The sequence below is a fragment of the Clostridium punense genome (assembly GCF_017874425.1).
GTDB classification, from domain to species: Bacteria; Bacillota; Clostridia; order Clostridiales; family Clostridiaceae; genus Clostridium_J; species Clostridium_J punense.
This window is the reverse complement of sequence record NZ_JAGGLL010000018.1, coordinates 1-18,666: the sequence shown is the minus strand read 5'-3', so window position 1 is coordinate 18,666 and position 18,666 is coordinate 1. Positions and strand designations below refer to the sequence as shown.

The 18,666-nt window shown below is 31.1% G+C and carries 21 protein-coding genes and 1 pseudogene; 6 read left to right on the top strand and 16 right to left on the bottom strand.

Going from position 1 to position 18,666, the window contains the following annotated elements; translation table 11 throughout:
* Positions 1-25 precede the first annotated feature (25 nt).
* The 12 genes and pseudogenes from J2Z44_RS11925 to J2Z44_RS11875 form a co-directional block, all read right to left on the bottom strand.
* Positions 26-526, bottom strand: a complete 501-nt coding sequence (locus J2Z44_RS11925; RefSeq protein ID WP_021285211.1) for a 2'-5' RNA ligase family protein — start codon at positions 524-526, stop codon at positions 26-28.
* A gap of 59 nt (positions 527-585) precedes the next feature.
* Positions 586-942, bottom strand: a pseudogene (locus tag J2Z44_RS21560) (GNAT family N-acetyltransferase); the annotation flags it as partial.
* Between the two features lie 15 nt (positions 943-957).
* On the bottom strand, positions 958-1,092 hold the full coding sequence (locus J2Z44_RS21835; RefSeq protein ID WP_021285209.1) for a hypothetical protein: 135 nt from the start codon (positions 1,090-1,092) through the stop codon (positions 958-960).
* 25 nt (positions 1,093-1,117) lie between these two features.
* Complete coding sequence (locus tag J2Z44_RS11915) at positions 1,118-1,279, bottom strand: hypothetical protein (protein ID WP_021285208.1); 162 nt, start codon at positions 1,277-1,279, stop codon at positions 1,118-1,120.
* Between the two features lie 141 nt (positions 1,280-1,420).
* Positions 1,421-1,936, bottom strand: coding sequence for a GNAT family N-acetyltransferase (locus J2Z44_RS11910; protein ID WP_021285207.1), 516 nt, complete (start codon positions 1,934-1,936; stop codon positions 1,421-1,423).
* 144 nt (positions 1,937-2,080) lie between these two features.
* A complete protein-coding gene (locus tag J2Z44_RS11905) occupies positions 2,081-2,641 on the bottom strand; it encodes a histidine phosphatase family protein (protein ID WP_021285206.1) in 561 nt (186 codons plus the stop codon).
* A 412-nt stretch (positions 2,642-3,053) separates the two neighbouring features.
* Positions 3,054-3,626, bottom strand: a complete 573-nt coding sequence (locus tag J2Z44_RS11900) for a 2'-5' RNA ligase family protein (protein WP_021285204.1) — start codon at positions 3,624-3,626, stop codon at positions 3,054-3,056.
* Between the two features lie 63 nt (positions 3,627-3,689).
* The gene (locus J2Z44_RS11895; RefSeq protein WP_021285203.1) at positions 3,690-4,334 is read right to left on the bottom strand and encodes a Type 1 glutamine amidotransferase-like domain-containing protein; all 645 of its coding nucleotides are present in this window, start codon (positions 4,332-4,334) and stop codon (positions 3,690-3,692) included.
* 41 nt (positions 4,335-4,375) lie between these two features.
* The gene (locus J2Z44_RS11890) at positions 4,376-5,065 is read right to left on the bottom strand and encodes a 5'-methylthioadenosine/adenosylhomocysteine nucleosidase (protein WP_021285202.1); all 690 of its coding nucleotides are present in this window, start codon (positions 5,063-5,065) and stop codon (positions 4,376-4,378) included.
* Between the two features lie 131 nt (positions 5,066-5,196).
* On the bottom strand, positions 5,197-5,994 hold the full coding sequence (locus tag J2Z44_RS11885) for an ABC transporter permease (protein ID WP_021285201.1): 798 nt from the start codon (positions 5,992-5,994) through the stop codon (positions 5,197-5,199).
* Positions 5,978-6,775: an ABC transporter permease gene (locus J2Z44_RS11880; RefSeq protein ID WP_021285200.1), complete on the bottom strand. Its 798-nt coding sequence runs from the start codon at positions 6,773-6,775 to the stop codon at positions 5,978-5,980. Before J2Z44_RS11880 ends, J2Z44_RS11885 begins: the two co-directional genes overlap by 17 nt.
* The gene (locus J2Z44_RS11875; RefSeq protein WP_021285199.1) at positions 6,759-7,763 is read right to left on the bottom strand and encodes an ABC transporter ATP-binding protein; all 1,005 of its coding nucleotides are present in this window, start codon (positions 7,761-7,763) and stop codon (positions 6,759-6,761) included. Before J2Z44_RS11875 ends, J2Z44_RS11880 begins: the two co-directional genes overlap by 17 nt.
* 801 nt (positions 7,764-8,564) lie before the next feature.
* Between J2Z44_RS11875 and J2Z44_RS11870 the strand changes: the two genes are divergently transcribed.
* The 4 genes from J2Z44_RS11870 (at position 8,565) to J2Z44_RS11855 (ending at position 11,346) form a co-directional block, all read left to right on the top strand.
* Positions 8,565-9,002 carry a LytTR family DNA-binding domain-containing protein gene (locus tag J2Z44_RS11870; protein WP_021285198.1) on the top strand — a complete coding sequence of 146 codons (438 nt, stop codon included), beginning with the start codon at positions 8,565-8,567 and terminating at the stop codon, positions 9,000-9,002.
* Between the two features lie 12 nt (positions 9,003-9,014).
* Complete coding sequence (locus tag J2Z44_RS11865) at positions 9,015-9,461, top strand: DUF3021 family protein (protein ID WP_021285197.1); 447 nt, start codon at positions 9,015-9,017, stop codon at positions 9,459-9,461.
* A gap of 184 nt (positions 9,462-9,645) precedes the next feature.
* A complete protein-coding gene (locus J2Z44_RS11860; RefSeq protein WP_021285196.1) occupies positions 9,646-10,530 on the top strand; it encodes an ABC transporter ATP-binding protein in 885 nt (294 codons plus the stop codon).
* A complete protein-coding gene (locus J2Z44_RS11855) occupies positions 10,531-11,346 on the top strand; it encodes an ABC transporter permease subunit (protein ID WP_021285195.1) in 816 nt (271 codons plus the stop codon). It begins immediately after the preceding gene.
* A 199-nt stretch (positions 11,347-11,545) separates the two neighbouring features.
* Here the strand turns inward: J2Z44_RS11855 and J2Z44_RS11850 are convergent, their stop codons facing one another.
* From J2Z44_RS11850 to J2Z44_RS11840, 3 genes are all read right to left on the bottom strand, one after another.
* Positions 11,546-11,758, bottom strand: a complete 213-nt coding sequence (locus tag J2Z44_RS11850) for a DUF3006 domain-containing protein (RefSeq protein ID WP_021285194.1) — start codon at positions 11,756-11,758, stop codon at positions 11,546-11,548.
* Positions 11,759-11,842: 84 nt separating this feature from the next.
* Entirely contained in the window at positions 11,843-13,087 is a 1,245-nt protein-coding gene (locus J2Z44_RS11845) for a ComEC/Rec2 family competence protein (RefSeq protein WP_021285193.1), read from the bottom strand.
* Positions 13,088-13,612: 525 nt separating this feature from the next.
* Positions 13,613-13,840 (bottom strand): hypothetical protein, encoded by a 228-nt coding sequence (locus tag J2Z44_RS11840; protein ID WP_021285192.1) that lies wholly within the window; start codon positions 13,838-13,840, stop codon positions 13,613-13,615.
* A 615-nt stretch (positions 13,841-14,455) separates the two neighbouring features.
* Between J2Z44_RS11840 and J2Z44_RS11835 the strand changes: the two genes are divergently transcribed.
* On the top strand, positions 14,456-15,631 hold the full coding sequence (locus J2Z44_RS11835) for a MalY/PatB family protein (RefSeq protein ID WP_021285191.1): 1,176 nt from the start codon (positions 14,456-14,458) through the stop codon (positions 15,629-15,631).
* Between the two features lie 307 nt (positions 15,632-15,938).
* Here J2Z44_RS11835 and J2Z44_RS11830 read toward each other — a convergent pair whose 3' ends face one another.
* Positions 15,939-16,982, bottom strand: coding sequence for a S8 family peptidase (locus tag J2Z44_RS11830; protein ID WP_209649595.1), 1,044 nt, complete (start codon positions 16,980-16,982; stop codon positions 15,939-15,941).
* A 219-nt stretch (positions 16,983-17,201) separates the two neighbouring features.
* Here J2Z44_RS11830 and J2Z44_RS11825 point away from each other — a divergent pair, with 219 nt between their 5' ends.
* Complete coding sequence (locus J2Z44_RS11825) at positions 17,202-18,209, top strand: hypothetical protein (protein ID WP_209649594.1); 1,008 nt, start codon at positions 17,202-17,204, stop codon at positions 18,207-18,209.
* Positions 18,210-18,666 lie beyond the last annotated feature (457 nt).

The following is an 18,666-nucleotide window of genomic DNA, read 5'->3' as shown; positions in this document are numbered from 1 at the left end:
AATAATTATTTTGAAAAATTATGGATTAATGGATTAATTTTTCTTCCACAATAAACCTAGTTGGCCAAAACTCATATAAACTAATGCTTTCAATATATCCTGAGAAAGAAGAAAAGTTTTGTGCTACTATGGGTATCGCCTTTTGTATAACCTCTGGTTTATCAATAATTATGGTAGCGTGTGGTGCCCAGGTTAAGTCATTTGCATAACTACTATTAAAGTTTTCTTGTATATTCAATAGCTCATGGGAAACTGACGGCGCAGCAAATAGCACTTCCATTCCAAATAGACCAATATGGTTAAAAGTTACCTGTATCTTTGATGTATTGCTGGCAACTTTCTTTAATAGCTCCTTTAATTCATTTTCTTTTTCTAACTCAAAAGTTCCTAGAGTGATATGATAAGGTAGGTTAGGAGTTTGATTCCCTACAAAACCTGCTTCCAAAAGCTGCTTATATATCCTGCCTAATTTTTCTTCAGTTTCTTTATCAAATTGTGCCATTACACATAAGAACTTGTCTCTCATTGTCTTATCCCTCTTTTCTATATATCTATTGAATTGGCATTAGTTGTTTAACAAGAAATTTATATAATGGCTTTTTCATATCTGTATTCAACTAATTTTTTACCTATAGTTATTTCCTTAACTGTTCCATCATGTTTAAAACCAACTTTTTCATAGAATTTTCTTGCATTTATGTTTTCTTCAAGAACCCATAAAATAACTTTGCTAAAATTCCTTTTGCTTAATTCATTTATTCCCCAGTTAATTAATTCAGAACCAATTCCCATATTCCAATATTCTGGAAGTAAATATATACCCCATATTTCCCCACAAGTATCAGTTTTATCTGCATCTCTGCATTTTCCTATACATATAAGTCCAACTGCATCATTATCCTTAAATATAATCGCATCTTCTTCCCAGTTCTCTGTTAGTGCCTTTTCAAAGTATGCTTATCTCTTTTCGACGGTAATATTCTTTAATATTTCATCTGGTACTATACCTTTGTATGCTACTTTCCATGACTTTGAATGAATTTCTCCCAAGGTTCTAGCATCCTTTATATTAGCGTAGCGAATTCTAAACATAATATCTTCCCCTACTAAACTTATATTATTTATTTTGATTCTTTATAATTTCCTCAAGAGTATTTACTCTTTCCTTTAAATCTTCAATTTCTTTTGTTAGGTTGAGTATCCTTCTAAGAAATCTACATAGCTCTAAAAATATAATTAATATTATTACTAATTGAATTCCAATAACTATACCTTCCACAATTATCCTCCCATATAACTTAACTTTTAGTTAAGTACTAAAATGTTGTAACTAGGAAGAAAGATTATAATACTATTACCTTATCAAAACACATCATTATTATTTTAGATGCAAAATTTCATGATTTTTAAGAATATACTATTATTCATGTGCTATGATATATCTTAGTTCCTTAACTTCTTTGCCTCCCATATTTGTTATTCTGAAAGTGTTATCATATTGGAAGCCTATTTTGTCATAGAAATTTCTGGCTCTTATATTTTCTTCTAATACCCAAAGTTCTATAGTAGTTAATCCTTCTTTCAGTATTTCGTTGATTCCCCACTCTATTAGTTCTTTAGAAATGCCGCTTCCCCAAAACTTTGAAAGCAAATAAACTCGCCAAATCTCTATACATGATTTTTCGCTATTATCATCTCTAGGTTTCCCAAAGGAGATTAGCCCTGCTGGTTCATTTTCATTGAAAGCAATAATAGTCTTCGGAGACCCCTCTGATAATTCACTAATAAATCTTTCTGTTCTTCTTTCAACTGAAAAAATGTCATTTAAAATATGGTCTGGAATAATATCTTTAAATCCTGCTTGTGATGATTCAGAAAGAATTCTGCCCAAAGCAGCTGAATCATCTAAGTTTGCATATCGGATTAATGTGCTCATGAAAATCCCCTCTCCCATAATGTAGTATTTCCTACTGTACAGTAACCTACAGTTATCCTTAGAAATTACTATTAGATCTAAGTTAATATAGTAGCTCTTGTGGCAATTCGTGTTGTAGGAAAGTTGTGAATTAATTCTTGTTTATTATGCGAAAGAATAAAGTTCATCACTTTTTCCTATTTCATAATGACACTCAATTATTTCACCAGGGGCAATTCTTTCTGCATATGTCAATGTTCTTATAACCATTTCATGGCATACCATTATCACTTTATTACAATTAGCGTACTTATCAGCAACCTTTTTAACTCTACTTCTTAATGAATTTAAGTCTTCCCATCGTCTTGTCTCTCCGTTAGGATAGATACCTTTATGATTATTAAAATCTTTTGTTAAGTCTAAACATTCTTCAAATACACGATATTGAAAAGTTAAATCAGGCATCCATTCATGTAAGTCCATCTCTACTGTTATATCAATATTTGTCTTTTGAGAAATAATTGCAGCAGTCTGTAAAGCCCTTGTATATGGGGAAGATAAAATAATATCTGCACTTTTTAATCTCGGGTCTAATGCTGTTGCCAATGCTTGTGCTATACCTTCTTTTGATAAAGGCGCCAAATCTTTGCCATGTCCTATATATCCTCTTTCATCACATGGGCTATAATCTGGTTGTCCATGTCTAACTAAATAAAATTGTGCCATATAACATCCTCCATTTAATTCGCAATAATTTACGATTGTGACTTGCTTTATACTCTTTAATTTAGCTAATTACTCTCTTAACCTTTTATTTTCATCTTAAGTTCTTCCCTCTCCCCATGTTATTCCTTGAGAAATTATGTGGTCTATTTCTTTATCACAAATAAAATAGTCACATATCCCCCTGAATTAGAACCTCATAATTCTGTAGAAACAAATCAAACTAAAATGAATGATAATTTATAAATAAAAGCTTTAAACTTAGGAAGTTCATTTAAATATTCTAATGCTTTCCCTTTTACAAATTCTTGAGGTTTTATTTTAATATCCTTCATTTTTATCTTCCTATTTCTATTTTCAATTAGCTTTAAAATTGTTACCCTAACAACTTAATCGTACTACAAGGTAAGCTATACTATTTCAAATTGAAGTCCATAATCTTTTCAAATACCATATCTTGGTTTGGAACCATATAAGAAACTCTATGGCAAATAAATGAACCCTGTATCAGATTTTTATTTAGTTCTTCAGTTAAAGCTAACGTATCATCTTTACTTATAAACTCAGCAATTGTCATATGTGCTTTAAAAGACCACTTTCTACTGTAAAACTCAATACTCTCTACACTTTCAATAATTTTATATAATTTTTCAAACTTTTCTTGTTCCTTAATCTCTAAAACCACGCCATTTGCAACTGGAAGAAAGTTTATAAAGGGTCCATACTGGACATTAAACCTATTAAAGTTTGATAATTTCTTTTGAATTTCATTTATTCCTTCAATTGTTAGTGGACATTTAAGCGGCATTGTTAAGCTTATGTGAGCACAACATCCCTCTGCTGAAAAGTTATCATACTTTTGCCTTAATTGATTTACCATAGATAGGAGGGGCTCTGGTGGAATAAATAAAATAACTCCATATTTATATTCCCTTTCCCATTCATGCTCCCATAATTCCTCGTTAGCATATTGAGTTATTGCTTCCATACACTATCCCCTCCCAATTCAAGGTAAAACTCTTAATTCTAAGTAAGCTACTATTTAAAAGACCTACACCACATTCTCACCATTTTTATACTTAAAATAAGTCCCATAAATGTCCATGTTATTATCCACAATTTTAATAAATGAATTATCATATAACCCATAAATAGTTCCATACTGTGATGCTTCATAAACTTCTCTCATATGGTCTTCACTTGCAGAATCTAAGTGAGGTTCAACATTAATGTCTACAAGTCCAATGCCCTCATAAATAGCTAGTTCTAGAATGTTATCATTTATATCTCTTGCCAGCACTACTCTTTTAGCCATATTTATTGAACCAGCACTCATTCCAATGGTAATCCCTTCCCTCTTCTGCAGAGCAGGAATTATATTGTATTCTTTCATATGCTGAATTTGCTTTAATGTGTCTCCACCTGAAAGCCAAATTACCTCAGCATTTTCTATATATTCAAGGGCTTTTTCTTTAGAAGTTCTATAATCTATGGTGTTAACTTCATTGAAAACAACACCGTTTTCTCTGAACATGGTGAGAAATACTTGCAGATATTTATCAGTTTTTGAGTGTTCAGCAAAGTCTGATGCAATAAATAACATAGATCCATTATTATGATAATATTCTTTTATACAATTAATAAAATCCTCAGTAAATCCATTAGGAAATCCACTTGTTAATATGGATACTCTCACTTCTTATCCCCCCTAACGTGCTATAAATCTTAATAATTAAATTAGCTACTTAGCTTTCTAATAAGCCCTTCTGCTACTTTAATTGAGTTTAGTGCTGCTAATTCTACATTACTTTTAAAAGATTCCGAACCATTCTCATCAGCATTATCTGACATAGATCGGATAACTATAAAGGGGATTTTATTAACATAGCAGCTATGAGCTACACTAGCACTTTCCATATCCACACATAAAGGGTTAAATCTTTCTATTAAATCTTCTCTTTCATTGTGTGTAATAAAGGCTTCTCCAGTAATTATCCTTCCAATATAGCATTTATTCTGAGGTTCTAATTCTTTGCCAACTTCTTCGCATAAGCTTAGTAAATTTGCATCTGGTCTAAAATATATATCCTCCATCCAAGGATGGTATTCTGTTAAAATTCCACCTTTCACATCATGGTAAGCTACTTCATTTGAAATAACTGTATCTCCAATTTTAAGCTTTTTATTTAAGGCACCAGCAACTCCAGTTAAGATAACCTGAGTAACTCCAAAGTTATCAATTAGAATTTGTGTTGCAATAGCAGCATTTACTTTGCAAACTCCACATAATACTGCTACTACTTCACTACCTTCATAAGTTCCTGTATAAAACTTTAACATAGCTTTTTCACAGAGCTTTTTATCTTTAATTTTATCTATAAAAGGCTGTATTTCTTTTTCTGTAGGTCCAATTATTCCTATTCTCATTTTTTCTCCCCCATGTATTAACTCCTATGCAATATAAACTTTTGCTGTGGATAGTTTCTATCTATAAGTAACTCATCCTCCACAAATCCAAATTTCTTATATAGTGCTCTTGGAGCTAACTCTTACACTTTTTAAAGTTTGTTTATAATTAAGTTTCCTGATTCGTATTTTTTAAGACCTTTATAAAAGGCGGTATAAGCAATGATTATCCACATAACTGCTACGGCTAGCACTGAAAATAGCATTGGCAAACTAAAATTGCTTATAATTCTAGCGGGCATATATACCATGAAAGCAGCTGGTATTAGAGTATACAAAACATACCTAAGTCCACCTTTAAATATGCCTTCTGGATATATAGTAAAGCTTATTAGAAATTCAGTGGTAAGCTGTGCAATGCCTTCGGTGTTACCACTATAAAAACTTAAGGCATGTATGGTTACTAAAACTGAAGCAAAGATTAATGCCCCTGTAATTATAAAGAGTAAAAATAACCCAAAAGCTTTAATATTAAAGCCCTTAATGAAGAAAAATAAAATTATTCCATATAAGGTATCACCCCACGCTGAAATTATGGTCTTTGAACAAAGAATATTTATTAAAGGATCCTTAGGTTGTAATAAATAGGTGTCTAACTCCCCATTTAAAATCATCCTAGTGATTTGATTTACATTGCCAAAAGTTATGAAGCAAAGTCCAAAACTTGCTGAAGATATTGCCCACAGCATCATTACATCTGTAAAGCCATAGCCCCCTATAATATTTACGTTGTTAAATAGTATCCACCAGAAAAATATGAAAGCAGAATTGTTTAGTGCCATTCCAAAACACTGCATTAAAAAACTCACTCTATACTCCATCACTGCAGATAAATTAAATTTAAAATAAAAACCCATGAGCTTTAAGCTCTTTTTAACCTCCATTAACATTTAAGTTCTTTGCCCCCTTTCTGTATAAAATCATAGCTAGCAAGAAAAATCCTATTAAATAAATTATTTGTATTCCAAAACCTTTGTAAAATGCGCTAAAGGAAAAGTCTACTGCAAGTTTTCCTGGCACATAAGTTACATAGGCAAAGGGTAAATATTGTGATATATTCTTAAGCCAATTAGGAAAAAGCTCTATTGGCATCAACATTCCACCTAAGGTAAAAATAAGCTTTGAATAAATCCAAAAGAACGCACTATTTTCTTCAAACCAAAAGGAGGTTAGTGCTAGGGATATATAAATAAAGAAATTTATAAAACATCCCACCATTAAGGATAAAAATATAAAAGGTAAGTGTGCAAAATTAAAACCTTGCAAAGTTCCTACATAAATTAATCCTACTAAAATTCCTATAATTCCATTTGTCAAAAGCTTTACCCCTACTTCTCCAAGAAAATAAGAAAAACAATATAATACATAGTTATAAGGTTTATTTAAAAGATAAGCTATATTTCCACTTTTAACATCTTCATTTACTTGAAGGTGTACCTCTGTTCTTGAAAGAGTTATAAGCTCTGTAACAACTAAATACCAAATCATTTGATTTAAGGTAAGTCCTCCAACTAAAGCTCCCTTTTCACTGTAAATGGCTTTCCAAAGCATTAGATATATAAACATAATAAAGATGAAAAATATATTCTTACCTAGGAAGTTCCAAAAGTATACTAGGCTGTTTGCCATGGTGATTTTTGAAATTTGGCCATATTTACGAATTAATTGCATAGTTCTCACCACCCTTTTTTTGTGTATAAATTAGTGAGATTACCTCCTCTAAAGGTGCTTCTGATATGGTGATATCATTAACCTTTCCACATTTTATAAGTGTTGTTAATACCTCATCTATATCCTGTTTTGTGGTATCAACTTGTACCTTTACTGCATTCCCTTTGTGCTTTATGATATTCAACTTTGAATCTTGTAAATTTACAGAGTCACTATATTTAATGTGGATTTCCTTTTTATTTAGATAATCATATTTAAGACTTTTAATAGTTTCATTTAGTACTACTTCTCCATGGTTTATTATGATGGCTCTTTTACATAGCTGCTCAATGTCTCCAGCATCATGGGAAGTTAAGAAAATTGTAGTCTTCTCTTCCTTATTTAGCTGTAAAATAAGCTCTCTGATTTTTTGCTTAACTACTACATCTAATCCAATAGTTGGCTCATCCAAGAAAATTATTTCTGGTTCATGTAAAATTGAAGCTGCAATTTCACAGCGAATTCTTTGTCCTAAGGATAGTTTTCTAACAGGTACATCCATTAAATCTCCTATTTCAAAAACTTCCTTTAGCATTTCAATTCTCTTTTTAAGTTTATCCTTATCCATTTCATAAATATTTCCCAGTAAATTAAAACTGTCTAGTGGAGGTAAGTGAAACCAAAGTTGTGATTTCTGTCCAAATACTGTACCTATTTTATAGGACAATTCCCTTCTATCTTTAGCTGGGTTTAATCCTAGAACCTCAATATCACCTGAGGAAGGATGTAAAATCCCAGTCATCATTTTAATTGTTGTTGACTTTCCTGCTCCATTTGGCCCAATAAAGGCTAATATTTCCCCCTTTTCTACTTGAAAGGAAATATCCTTTACAGCCTTCACTTCCTTATAGGAAGGTGCAAACATTGATTTTATGCTTCCACTTAGCCCTGGTTCTTTAGTTTTTACTTTAAAAGTCTTGCATAGATTATTTACCTTGATGATGCTCATAAAAGCGCCCCCCTTTTTTATTTGTGTATTAATAATTAAGACCTTTTGTAGTTCATATTCTATTGAAATAAATTGTGCACTGATTTATTGCAACTTTCATGATTACTATTTAGTCTTAAAAATTTGTAAAAAAATAAAGCCTAAAGTACAAATCTCATAGGTTGAGACTCGTCCTTTAGGCTTTTTTCCTAAAAGTGTAGATAAAATCCTGCATCGCTCGGACCAGACATGTTTCCATCGGAACCCTAGATGCACTCTCATAGTAAGTTAATTATAGTATATTTAGAAACATTTGTAAATACAGTTTTTATAAAATTCTAAATTGTTTTTACATAATGGAACATTTTTTTCATAGCCACCTTTAAAACTTATCCATCTCCAGTGCCAAATGGTTATTTAAACTTTAGATATATAAGTAAAATTAAAATACTATCTTAGCCTTAAATATGCATCTCAGTAGGTTCAAACTGCAACTTACTCCTTAGATTATTTACATAGCTTATTTATAGGTTTATATTAATACTAAGCTATGAAGTTGAAAATAATGGAATATAAATAAGATATTTATTATTTTCCAAACTTGTATTTTTCTAAAGCCCTTAGACAGCTATTTATATGTAAGTTTATATTTATTATTATGATGAATAAATAAAAATGCTCCTGGTTAAGTTTTATCATGGATGCTTACAATAAGTATGACTTACCCAAGGTACTAATTTAGCTTTGGATATTGGATTTGTAAAATAATTGGTTTTTAAAAATTTATATTTAATAAGAAAAAAATTTTAGGAGGTGATGACTTTGAAGATAACCATTGATAGTTCTCCAGAAAATAAAGAAATAGAAGTAATAATCAAATGCACAGAAATTAACGACGAAATACAAAGAATTATTTCACTACTTAAGCAAAATGATGAGAAAATCATTGGTATTTCAAATGGTACTTCCTACATCATTGACCCAAAGGATATATATTACTTTGAAACAGTGGATAAAAAGACCTTTATTTATACAGATGCTCAGGTTTTAGAAACTCATTTACGGCTTTATGAAATAGAAGAAAAACTTTCTAAGCTAGATTTCTTTAGAGCAAGCAAATCTACTATAATAAATATTTCTAAAATAAAAAAACTTTCACCTAGATTTAATGGAAGATTAGAGGCTCTACTAGAAAGTGATGAAAAGCTGATCATTTCAAGGCAATATGTGCCAGTAATCAAGGAAATCTTAGGGATGTAAAGGAGTGATTGTATGAAAAAAAACATGGAATTACTAATGCAATTTAAGTTTGTATGGGGACTCTTCTATGCAGCAGCCATAATAATTTATACTATTGTAAATATGCTCCTGGGAAACACCTCCATGGAATTTATAGTGGTATGGCAGCTGATGATTTTAACTATTGTGTTAGTGTTGATTCAATATCTAATTTTTGGTGAATTTACTTTAAATAGCATTTCTATGAAAGGAAAATTCCTAATTCATTTTATACTCTGCTACGTAACTATACTACTGTTTCTCAATATGTTTGGATGGATAAATGTACAAAAGCTCTCTTCCTTAGGACTTTACACTGGAGGATATACACTTTTTTACCTTGGAATACTTAATTCACTTCACATATATTATAAATTAACTGGAGAGGAACTAAACAGTAAGCTTGCAATATATAAACAAAGTAAAAATCTGAAAAATTAAGATATTTTTAATTAATGGCATTTTGAGGATAAATTTAGTTTATTTCTTTTATGTATATAGAATGCAATAAAAATATTGCATTCTATATTATATTCTATTTGATGTAAGTTGCTCAAAATCACCTTATAATATAGAAATTCTATTGCAACCTATATATATTTCATTACAGTATGGAGGGGTTATTATGAATGTTATAGATATCAAAAATTTAACTAAAACCTATGGTAAAAGCCGTGGAATCGATGGGGTTACCCTATCAGTAAAGAAAGGTGAAATTTACGGATTTATTGGTCCTAACGGAGCTGGTAAGTCAACTACTATAAAGGTGCTACTAAACCTAATCTTTCCTACTAGTGGGGAGGCTAAAATCTTTCGCTTAGATTGTGTTACGGATACAACTAAAATAAAAGAGGATTTAGGCTACGTACCAAGTGAGGTTAGATATTATGATGATGTAAAGGTTGGAGAAATAATTAACTATGCCAAAACCTTTAAGAAAAACATTGATGAAGAATATGTTGAGCACTTAATTAAGACTTTCGATGTGGATTTAAATAAAAAGATTTTTGAATTATCCCTAGGAAATAAAAAGAAGGTAGCTCTAATTCAAGCTTTTATTCATAAGCCAAAGCTTTTAATTTTAGACGAGCCTACTAATGGACTAGATCCACTGGTTCAGCAAAAGCTATTCACTGAGCTAGTAGCTCTTAAAAATTCTGGCTCTACTATCTTCTTATCTAGTCACAACTTAACGGAAGTAGAAGAGTTTTGTGATAGAGTAGCCATAATTAAAGAAGGTAAAATCATTGAAGTTAAAAATATAGAGGAATTTGCCAACAAAAAGGTTAAAAGAATCACCTTAAAGCTTTCTCAAAACCTTTCAGAAGAAGTTAAAGCTCTAGGGGGAGAAATTCTTGAATTTAAAGATAATATATTATTGTTTAATTATAATGGTGATATTAATAAGCTTCTTTCCCTTTTAGTAAAATATCCTGTAGAGGATTTAATAATTGAGGAAAAGAAACTTTCAGAAGTGTTTATGGCTTATTACGAAATGGAGGGGAAATAAATGAATATGTTTAAAATGGAACTAAAAAGAGGATTAAAGCCTTTAGCTATATGGAGCATTGTTTGTATTTTACTAATTATCTTGTTTATGTCCATGTTTCCTTCCATGAAAGATAGTGGAATGCAAGAACTTGTTAACACTAAAATGGATGCCATGCCTAAAGCTCTTCTTGAAGCTTTTAACTTAGAAAATATGCCTGATTTTTCAAAACTTAATGAGTACTTTGCTTATGTATTTCAATATATAGTAATTGCTGGCTCTATTTATGGTGGAATTTTAGGTGCTAAGTCTTTAATTAAAGAAGAAAGTGAAGGTACAATTGAATTTCTTTATGCTCAACCTGTGAGCAGAACTAAAATTGTTACTATGAAAATCCTATCTTCTGTGGTTATTTTCTATTTATTTGTAATGTTTATGGCTTTAGCTTCTATAGGAATTTCACTAATTGTTAAACCAGCAGACTTAAAAGTAATAGATTTAGTAATGGATATGAAACTTCTCTTTGGTGGCTTTTTTTTAGTAGGTTTAGTATTTATGTCCATAGGCTTTTTAATTTCAGTTGTAATAAAAAACCTAAGACTTGCAATGCCTATATCTACAGGAATATTCTTTACCACTTATTTACTTGGAACCTTCTCTGGTATGATAGATAGTCTTGAATTTTTGAAATACTTTTCTCCTTTTCATTTTGCAGTACCATCAGAGCTACTTAAAACTGGTATTGAAACTTCAAATATAATAATATCTATAGTTATTATAACAGTAACTACTACTGCAACTTATTTTATTTATAGAAAAAAAGACTTTATAATTTAATGTAGCTTTGAAAAGTTCAAGCTGTCAGCTTTATAAATAGTAGTCTAGGATTCATCCAAAGCTGTTAGCTCTATGAAGTTTACTTCTACTTTAATTTGAAACTCAAAGCCCTATAAGTTTAAATCCACTTATAGGGCCTTTTATATGATTATTATTTTGTATTTTATTATGCTATATTAAATTTGATAACTTTTAAAAATTAACTCCACATGTCCTTCATTAATTCCTCAACTTCTTTTTTTCTTTTTTCCGTTTCTTCAGGATTTATGTTATAAATGTCTCCCTGTTTTTCAATAATATCCCCTTCTTTTGGATTTCCAATAATAAGGTTTTTCTCAATATTGTGCATGCTTCCTTCTTCATCTTCACAAACAGCAAAGCTACCTTCAAATCTGTCTATTATAAACTTCATAATATCCTCCCCATACCTTCAAAATTCATCTAAATTTATATATAAACCTCAAAGTCTTGAAAACTTTATTAACTTGATACTTTATTATTTCACACATTTATCACAAGGGTCCGATTTTGGAGTTGATGAGAGCGCCCCTTCGTTAATTGTTTTGCTTCTTGATAAAGTTGAGCAGTTCTTATCATAGTGATAGGATTTACCATTTGGTGTCCAATATACTATTCTATTAGAACTTGAAGACTCTGAAGCTGGAGTAGTTACACTACTCTCCTCCTTTACACTTGGTGCTGGTGCAGCAGTGCTAGCCACAGCACTATCTTCTTTTTCTTCATAGGAGCTTTTATCACTTGAACCCGTAGAATTTCCAAAACCATTATAAGTTCCTGGCTTAGCACTAAAAGTTACTGAAGTTCCATTACTAGTTGCAATAATAGTACCACTTTCATCTGTTCTATATACTGGTATACCTTTTCCTTTTAGTCTGTCCAAAATATTTTGCTTTGGATGTCCATAAGTATTATCTTTTCCTACAGAAATCACTGCATATTTAGGATTAACTTTGCTTAAAAATTCTAACGTAGTAGAGCTATTGCTTCCATGATGCCCAACCTTTAAAACTGTAGAGGACACATCAAACCCTTTAGCCATTATTTCCTTTTCTGACACATCTTCTGCATCTCCTGTTAAAAGAAAAGAAGTATTTCCAAAGGCTACTTTAACTACTATAGAATAATTATTTAAATCCTCATACCCAGAGCCATTTGGGGATAAAATTGTCACAGTTGCTTCCCCTAATTTAAAGCTTTCTCCTGGATTAGGTGCTGTAAAACTTAAGCCCTTGTTTTTTGCTGCATTAACAACATCTGTAAAAGTCTTAGTATTTGAAGATGCTTTTGGCATATATAGCTTTCCAACTTTAAAAGCGTTAATAACATAATCAAGGCCACCTATATGATCCTCATGAGGATGGGTTCCCACTAAAAACTCTAGGTTTTTAATTCCTTGCTTTTGTAAATAATCCTTAACTAGGTTTCCATCATCATTATTTCCTGCATCCACTAGCATAGATTGTTCACCTTGCTGAATTAAAATTGAGTCCGCTTGCCCAACGTCTAGAAAATGAACCTTTAACTCACCTTTTACTCCTGAATTTTCATTAACTGATGCTGGACTTGTTGAACCATCACCTTTACTTTCCCCCTGAACCTGCTGCGTAGTGTTTTTATCAACAGCTGTATTCCCACTGGCACATCCAGTAAAGCTAATTAAGGCTGTAAGTAAGGTAGCAATTACCCCTACACTTCTTAATCTTTTGTTTATTATTCTCATATAACCGCCTCCCTACCATTATAAATTCTACATTTTTACTCCTTATCCTTTAGGAAATTTTTGTAACCCAGTATGGTTTATGTTACAAAGTTGATCCTACTAAACAAGTAAATTCCTCTTACACTTAATTTTTCTATATAATAAAATCCAATCTCTATAGGGTTCTATGATGGAATTTTAACTTCTTCATCTCCATAGTCACTTAAAGGACCCTATCTAGTACTCATGTATAAGTTAAGCTTTAATTCTGGTTTTCTATAAAAATCTTTTGAGAACTTATAGCATCTTATCTTATAATCAGTTGCTAATTAATATACTTATTAATCTATTAGCCTTCTACAATTATAAATACTCTCTTCATTGTAAAAGGTTCTAAAATTATAACAAAGACCAGGGATGGTTGTCCACTCCCTGGCCAAAATAAAGTATTACTTTTCATGCAACTTATTATTTATAAGAATAAAGGAGAATATTCTATTGCGTCAACCTCCAAAACCATTTAAAGGTCTTGAAATGAAGTTATTATTACCAACAGCACCAACCGCAACCACAGAATAATAATAGACCTAAAAGTAATAATCCAAAGTCGTCATTTCCTGTATTGCAATGACAATTCCCACCTGGATACCCACAACTATAATTGTAATTATTTAGAGCTGCTGCGTTGTAGTTTCCATTATTGTTTAATCTTCTTACTAATTCTCTTCCTTCTGGAGAGTTTAAAATAGCTCTTAAATTTTCTGTATCTGTCATCTAAATCACTCCTATTAAATTTTAAGTAAAAGTATCTTTAAGAAATATAGACTTTAAAAATAAAAATATATATTTTCATTTCAAAAGTTAGATATGCCATAGTATAGGTAAATGAATAAGTTACTCCTCAATCTACCTATCTATATAATATTTCTCAAAGTATTTAACTTTTACTTAAGTAAGGGCAATGGTGCCTAATAATATATTATGCAGCTTGTACACTTTTGTTACTCTTAACTTTTGTTACTCTAAGATTAATAAAATTGGAAAGTTAAAGTGTATCTACTTTGTAAGTAAAAATCAAATATAAAAATGTTTCATAGGAAACATTTGGAATTTATTCCAGGTAAATCAATCTTTTTGAATTACTTTTTATTAGGAACCATAAGTAAGATTTTGGTATAATAATTATATATGTAGTTAAAGTTAAAGCCCAGCTTGTGTATGAGTCTAACTTAAATTTCTAAAAGATTTAGTGATAAATCAATAAGCTAGTTTCTAATTAAGAAGAATCTAGTTTTTCTTAATTACGAGTTAACTTTGAGAGTTTTATAACTTATGCACTAAATTGTTACATTAGTAGTTTAATAATTTATATTTAGAAAGGAGTCTACAATGGAGTATAATTTCGATTCTCTTATAAACCGAATGGGTACTAATTCTTTAAAATGGGATTATGTTAACACTATATTTAATAAGGAAGATGTCCTTCCCCTTTGGGTGGCAGACATGGATTTTAAGTGTGCTGAACCTATAATAAAAGCCATTGAAGAAAGGGCAAAGCATGGTATTTATGGATACACTGGAAACCCTGAATCCTATTATAATTCAATAATTAACTGGATGAAAAAAAGACATGGCTGGGAGATAAAAAAGTCTTGGATTGCTCATAGCCCTGGTATCGTTCCTGGAATAAATATGTGTGTTCTTGCATACTCAAATCCTGGTGATAAAATTTTAGTTCAATCCCCAGTTTATTTTCCTTTCTTTTCTGCTATTGAAAATCATGAAAGGATATTGGTAAATAGTCCGCTAAAGTTAGTTCATGAGAAGTATTACATGGATTTTAAAGATCTTGAAAGTAAATTTAAAGCTGGAGTTAAACTTATGATTTTATGTAATCCTCATAACCCAGTAGGTAGAGTATGGTCTCTAGAAGAACTTAAGCTTTTAGGGGATTTATGCATAAAATATAACGTTACTATTATTTCTGATGAAATACATTCAGACTTAATTTATCCTTCTTACAAGCACATTTCTATTGCGTCAATTTCAGAGGAATTAGCACTAAGAACAGTTACTTGTATAGCTCCTAGTAAAACCTTTAATATAGCCGGTCTTGCTACTGCTACTTTAATAATTCCAAATGAGGAACTTTTAAATAAGTATAATGCAGTGCTTAATAACCTTGGAATATCTATGTGTAATACCTTTGGGGTAACTGCCCTTGAAGCTGCCTATACTCATGGTGAAGATTGGCTTGTACAGTTGATCATTTACCTTGAAGGCAATATGAAGTTTTTAGACCACTTTCTTAAAACTCGTATTCCTAAGATTAAATTGATTCCCCCTGAAGGAACCTATCTTGCATGGCTGGATTGTAGGGATTTGGACTTTAATGCTGAAGAACTTAAGAACTTTATGATTCATAAAGCTGGAGTTGGTTTAAACAATGGAATTGAATTTGGCTACGGTGGTGAAGGCTTTCAAAGAATGAATGTAGCTTGTCCTAGAGAGGTTTTAGAAAAAGCTTTAACTAGAATAGAAGCTGCAGTTAACACTCTTAAGTAAAAGATTTAGTTTTTAACTCTTCCACCGTCTATTAACACGTTAACCAAATTATCTTAATCATATTTAAATTAAATTATATATGATATGGTAAATGCACAGGAGTATGTTTTTCCTGTGCATCTTATCTCTAATGTATTAAGTAATGAACAAGTTGATTTTATTTAACAACATTAGAAGTGGATTTGCACTAAGCATAGGTACTTTCTTGCAGCATGGCTACTTACCTAGGGTGAGTACTGCAATGCTTGTCAACATCCCCTTAAAAAATCAGCCTTAACCTTCTAAAACATCTTTAAAAGTAATTTATTTAAAAACTTCCTTCTCTTTTTATTAATGTTTCAACTACTTTTTCTATGTTCAATAGCCCATAGCCAAAATAATCGTCTCTCCCTTTTTTGCCTAAGTCAGCTGAAGTATTTTTAAGTATTTCTTCAATATCACTAGGCTTCAATTCAGGATTAATTCCCTTCATCAACCCTATTGCTGCAGAAACCATAGGAGCTGAATAGGAAGTTCCGCTATCTACTACTGGCTTCTTATCTTTATTAAACACCAAAAGCTTATCTCCTGGAGCAACTATATCTAATTGCTTTCCGAAGCAGGATCCCCCACTTTCACCCCAAAGTGCTCTATTGTTATTGGCATCTGTTGATCCTACAGCTATGACATTGTCAAAATTAGCACTGTAATTATATATTTCCATGTTATCATTTCCTGCCGCTGTAACAAAGGTTATTCCATAGGAAGAAGCTCTTTCAATTGCCTCTTCTAATTCTTTTTTAAGCTTTTCAATTTTCTCATTACCTTCACCTTTAAAGGATATAATACTACTAAAATTTATGGCTGCTATATTTAACTTTTCCTTTATTACATATTGGTCAATTACATCATTAATAGCATATATTAGTCTTTCCACATTCGATGTTCCATCTGGCTCAGAAATTTTATACTGTATTGTCATTATTGGCTGATTTAAACTATACTGCTTTTCATTATTAACTCTTAAATCAGAGATTATTTCATCACAAACAAACTGAACCTCTGAACCGTGATTAATTCCTACCCCATAACTAGTCCAAGGATCTTTGTGGTATTCTCCCCAAGCTGTCACACACCTCGTTCCATAGATATATTTTCCCTTATTTTGCTTTTCATATTTATAGTCAATGCCCGAGTCTAATATTACTATATAAGAACTTTGAATGTTTGTTTTTTTTAATAGTTTTGCAGCCTGGGGAGTTTTAATCTTACTTTTATAATAAAGATTATCTTGAGATGCGCTAGCTTTATACCCATAAAATACCGCAAAAAATCCTATAATAAAACTAATTGCAATATGCCTTTTATTCATAACACCTAACAACTGTCCTTTCATACTAACATTTTAATTGCCTTATTTAAATATTACCCCTTAGTTTAATATTTAAACTTTTTTAAAAATTATATTAGCAATAGTTTTATAAAATTACATATAAATTATTATTTCTGAAAATATCACCTACAAATTAGTTTCTTTAATGGATTTACTAGCATATCATATTAGTGCAATGAGTTTTGGAGGTTTTACCCTTTGTCAGCGGACAATAAAAATAGATTATTTTCATGTAAGAGTTGCTCTCTACCAGATAATCAGGAGGTATGGGTTAATTTTGAAAATACTTGTAATTTTCCCTTACCACGGATTGATGTAAGTGGAACATGGACAACTGGCTGGAAAGGTGCACCAGTCAAAATGGTTTTATCTCAAGACGGCAACGTAGTAACAGGTACCTATGAGTTTAATAATGGAAAGGTAATTGGAACTTTAAACGGAAATATAATGGAAGGAAGTTGGACAGAAGTAGATAATTCAGGACTATTTCGGTTTAATTTTTTTAATGACGGTAATAGTTTTGACGGAACTTGGGGCTTTGGTAAGGATATCAGTGGTGGGGGAATTTGGTATGGTAGAAAGCTTTTAGAGGAAAAAGTGAATGTAACTGGAACTTGGGACACTAATTATGCTAGGCTTTATCTTGAACAAAAGAGTTCTACTGTTGTCGGTCGATACGATAAGAATAATGGTATTCTCGAAGGAGTTCTAGAAGGAAATATTTTAATTGGTGATTGGTATGAAAGTAGATTCAAGTTAGGTTCTTTTGATACAAATGGAAATTTTAGACTCACCTTTAGTCCTAATAATACTTTTACAGGAAGTCGAGGTCTTAACGAGAGTTTTACCAATGAAGGAGTTTGGACTGGTAAGAAAGTAGGCACTCTTAGTGAATTTGCAAATCAAATAGAAACCATCGACACTACTGGTACTTGGAACACAAACTTTAATCTAATGACTTTGAGACAGACTGGTTTTAATGTGAGCGGCGAATTTGATTTTAATAATGGAAGAATAGTTGCTGTTATTTACACCGATACTATGACTGGAAATTGGTATCAAGATATAAATAAGGATGGAACTTATGAAACTAAAGGTACCCTTATAATGAAATTCTCAAAGGATGGCAATTCCTTTAAAGGAACTTGGGGCTATGGTGAAAGTCCTTCCAACGGAGGACTCTGGAATGGCACAAGACTTACTTAGTTATAAAAGCACTATCAATAGTCTTAATAATTAATATTCCTATAAAAAACACAGTATTTTAATAGCCTTAAATTTTCATAAAGAGCTCTCAAACCTGTATAAATACTATATCTTCTTATCTTGTTATAAATATATCGCATTATCTTATTATAGATATAACCTTATATATTTATAAATTCTATATAATAGCTATGCAGATTGTTTATTTTTCATTGGATAATGACGGCCATGCTAAAACAACTGAATATCAATCTTCTAATAATAAAGCCATTAATGCTAAAGGATTTAACTTTAGTATTAATGGCCTATGTGTTATTATGGTCTTTTATTTATTATGAAATATCATTTTTATATTTTACTATTATAGGGTTCCATGATGGACTTTTAACTTATTCATCCTCATAAACCCTTAAGGGAACCAGTGTAGGACTCATGTATAAGTTAAGTTTCAACTCTG

Bases quoted from the DNA above. Each gene is read 5' to 3' on its own strand.
- J2Z44_RS11925 (WP_021285211.1), bottom strand. From the start codon at position 526: ATGAGAGACAAGTTCTTATGTGTAATGGCACAATTTGATAAAGAAACT.
- J2Z44_RS21835 (WP_021285209.1), bottom strand. From the start codon at position 1,092: ATGTTTAGAATTCGCTACGCTAATATAAAGGATGCTAGAACCTTGGGA.
- J2Z44_RS11910 (WP_021285207.1), bottom strand. From the start codon at position 1,936: ATGAGCACATTAATCCGATATGCAAACTTAGATGATTCAGCTGCTTTG.
- J2Z44_RS11905 (WP_021285206.1), bottom strand. From the start codon at position 2,641: ATGGCACAATTTTATTTAGTTAGACATGGACAACCAGATTATAGCCCA.
- J2Z44_RS11900 (WP_021285204.1), bottom strand. From the start codon at position 3,626: ATGGAAGCAATAACTCAATATGCTAACGAGGAATTATGGGAGCATGAA.
- J2Z44_RS11890 (WP_021285202.1), bottom strand. From the start codon at position 5,065: ATGAGAATAGGAATAATTGGACCTACAGAAAAAGAAATACAGCCTTTT.
- J2Z44_RS11885 (WP_021285201.1), bottom strand. From the start codon at position 5,994: ATGTTAATGGAGGTTAAAAAGAGCTTAAAGCTCATGGGTTTTTATTTT.
- J2Z44_RS11880 (WP_021285200.1), bottom strand. From the start codon at position 6,775: ATGCAATTAATTCGTAAATATGGCCAAATTTCAAAAATCACCATGGCA.
- J2Z44_RS11875 (WP_021285199.1), bottom strand. From the start codon at position 7,763: ATGAGCATCATCAAGGTAAATAATCTATGCAAGACTTTTAAAGTAAAA.
- J2Z44_RS11865 (WP_021285197.1), top strand. From the start codon at position 9,015: ATGAAAAAAAACATGGAATTACTAATGCAATTTAAGTTTGTATGGGGA.
- J2Z44_RS11860 (WP_021285196.1), top strand. From the start codon at position 9,646: ATGAATGTTATAGATATCAAAAATTTAACTAAAACCTATGGTAAAAGC.
- J2Z44_RS11855 (WP_021285195.1), top strand. From the start codon at position 10,531: ATGAATATGTTTAAAATGGAACTAAAAAGAGGATTAAAGCCTTTAGCT.
- J2Z44_RS11850 (WP_021285194.1), bottom strand. From the start codon at position 11,758: ATGAAGTTTATAATAGACAGATTTGAAGGTAGCTTTGCTGTTTGTGAA.
- J2Z44_RS11845 (WP_021285193.1), bottom strand. From the start codon at position 13,087: ATGAGAATAATAAACAAAAGATTAAGAAGTGTAGGGGTAATTGCTACC.
- J2Z44_RS11840 (WP_021285192.1), bottom strand. From the start codon at position 13,840: ATGACAGATACAGAAAATTTAAGAGCTATTTTAAACTCTCCAGAAGGA.
- J2Z44_RS11835 (WP_021285191.1), top strand. From the start codon at position 14,456: ATGGAGTATAATTTCGATTCTCTTATAAACCGAATGGGTACTAATTCT.
- J2Z44_RS11830 (WP_209649595.1), bottom strand. From the start codon at position 16,982: ATGAATAAAAGGCATATTGCAATTAGTTTTATTATAGGATTTTTTGCG.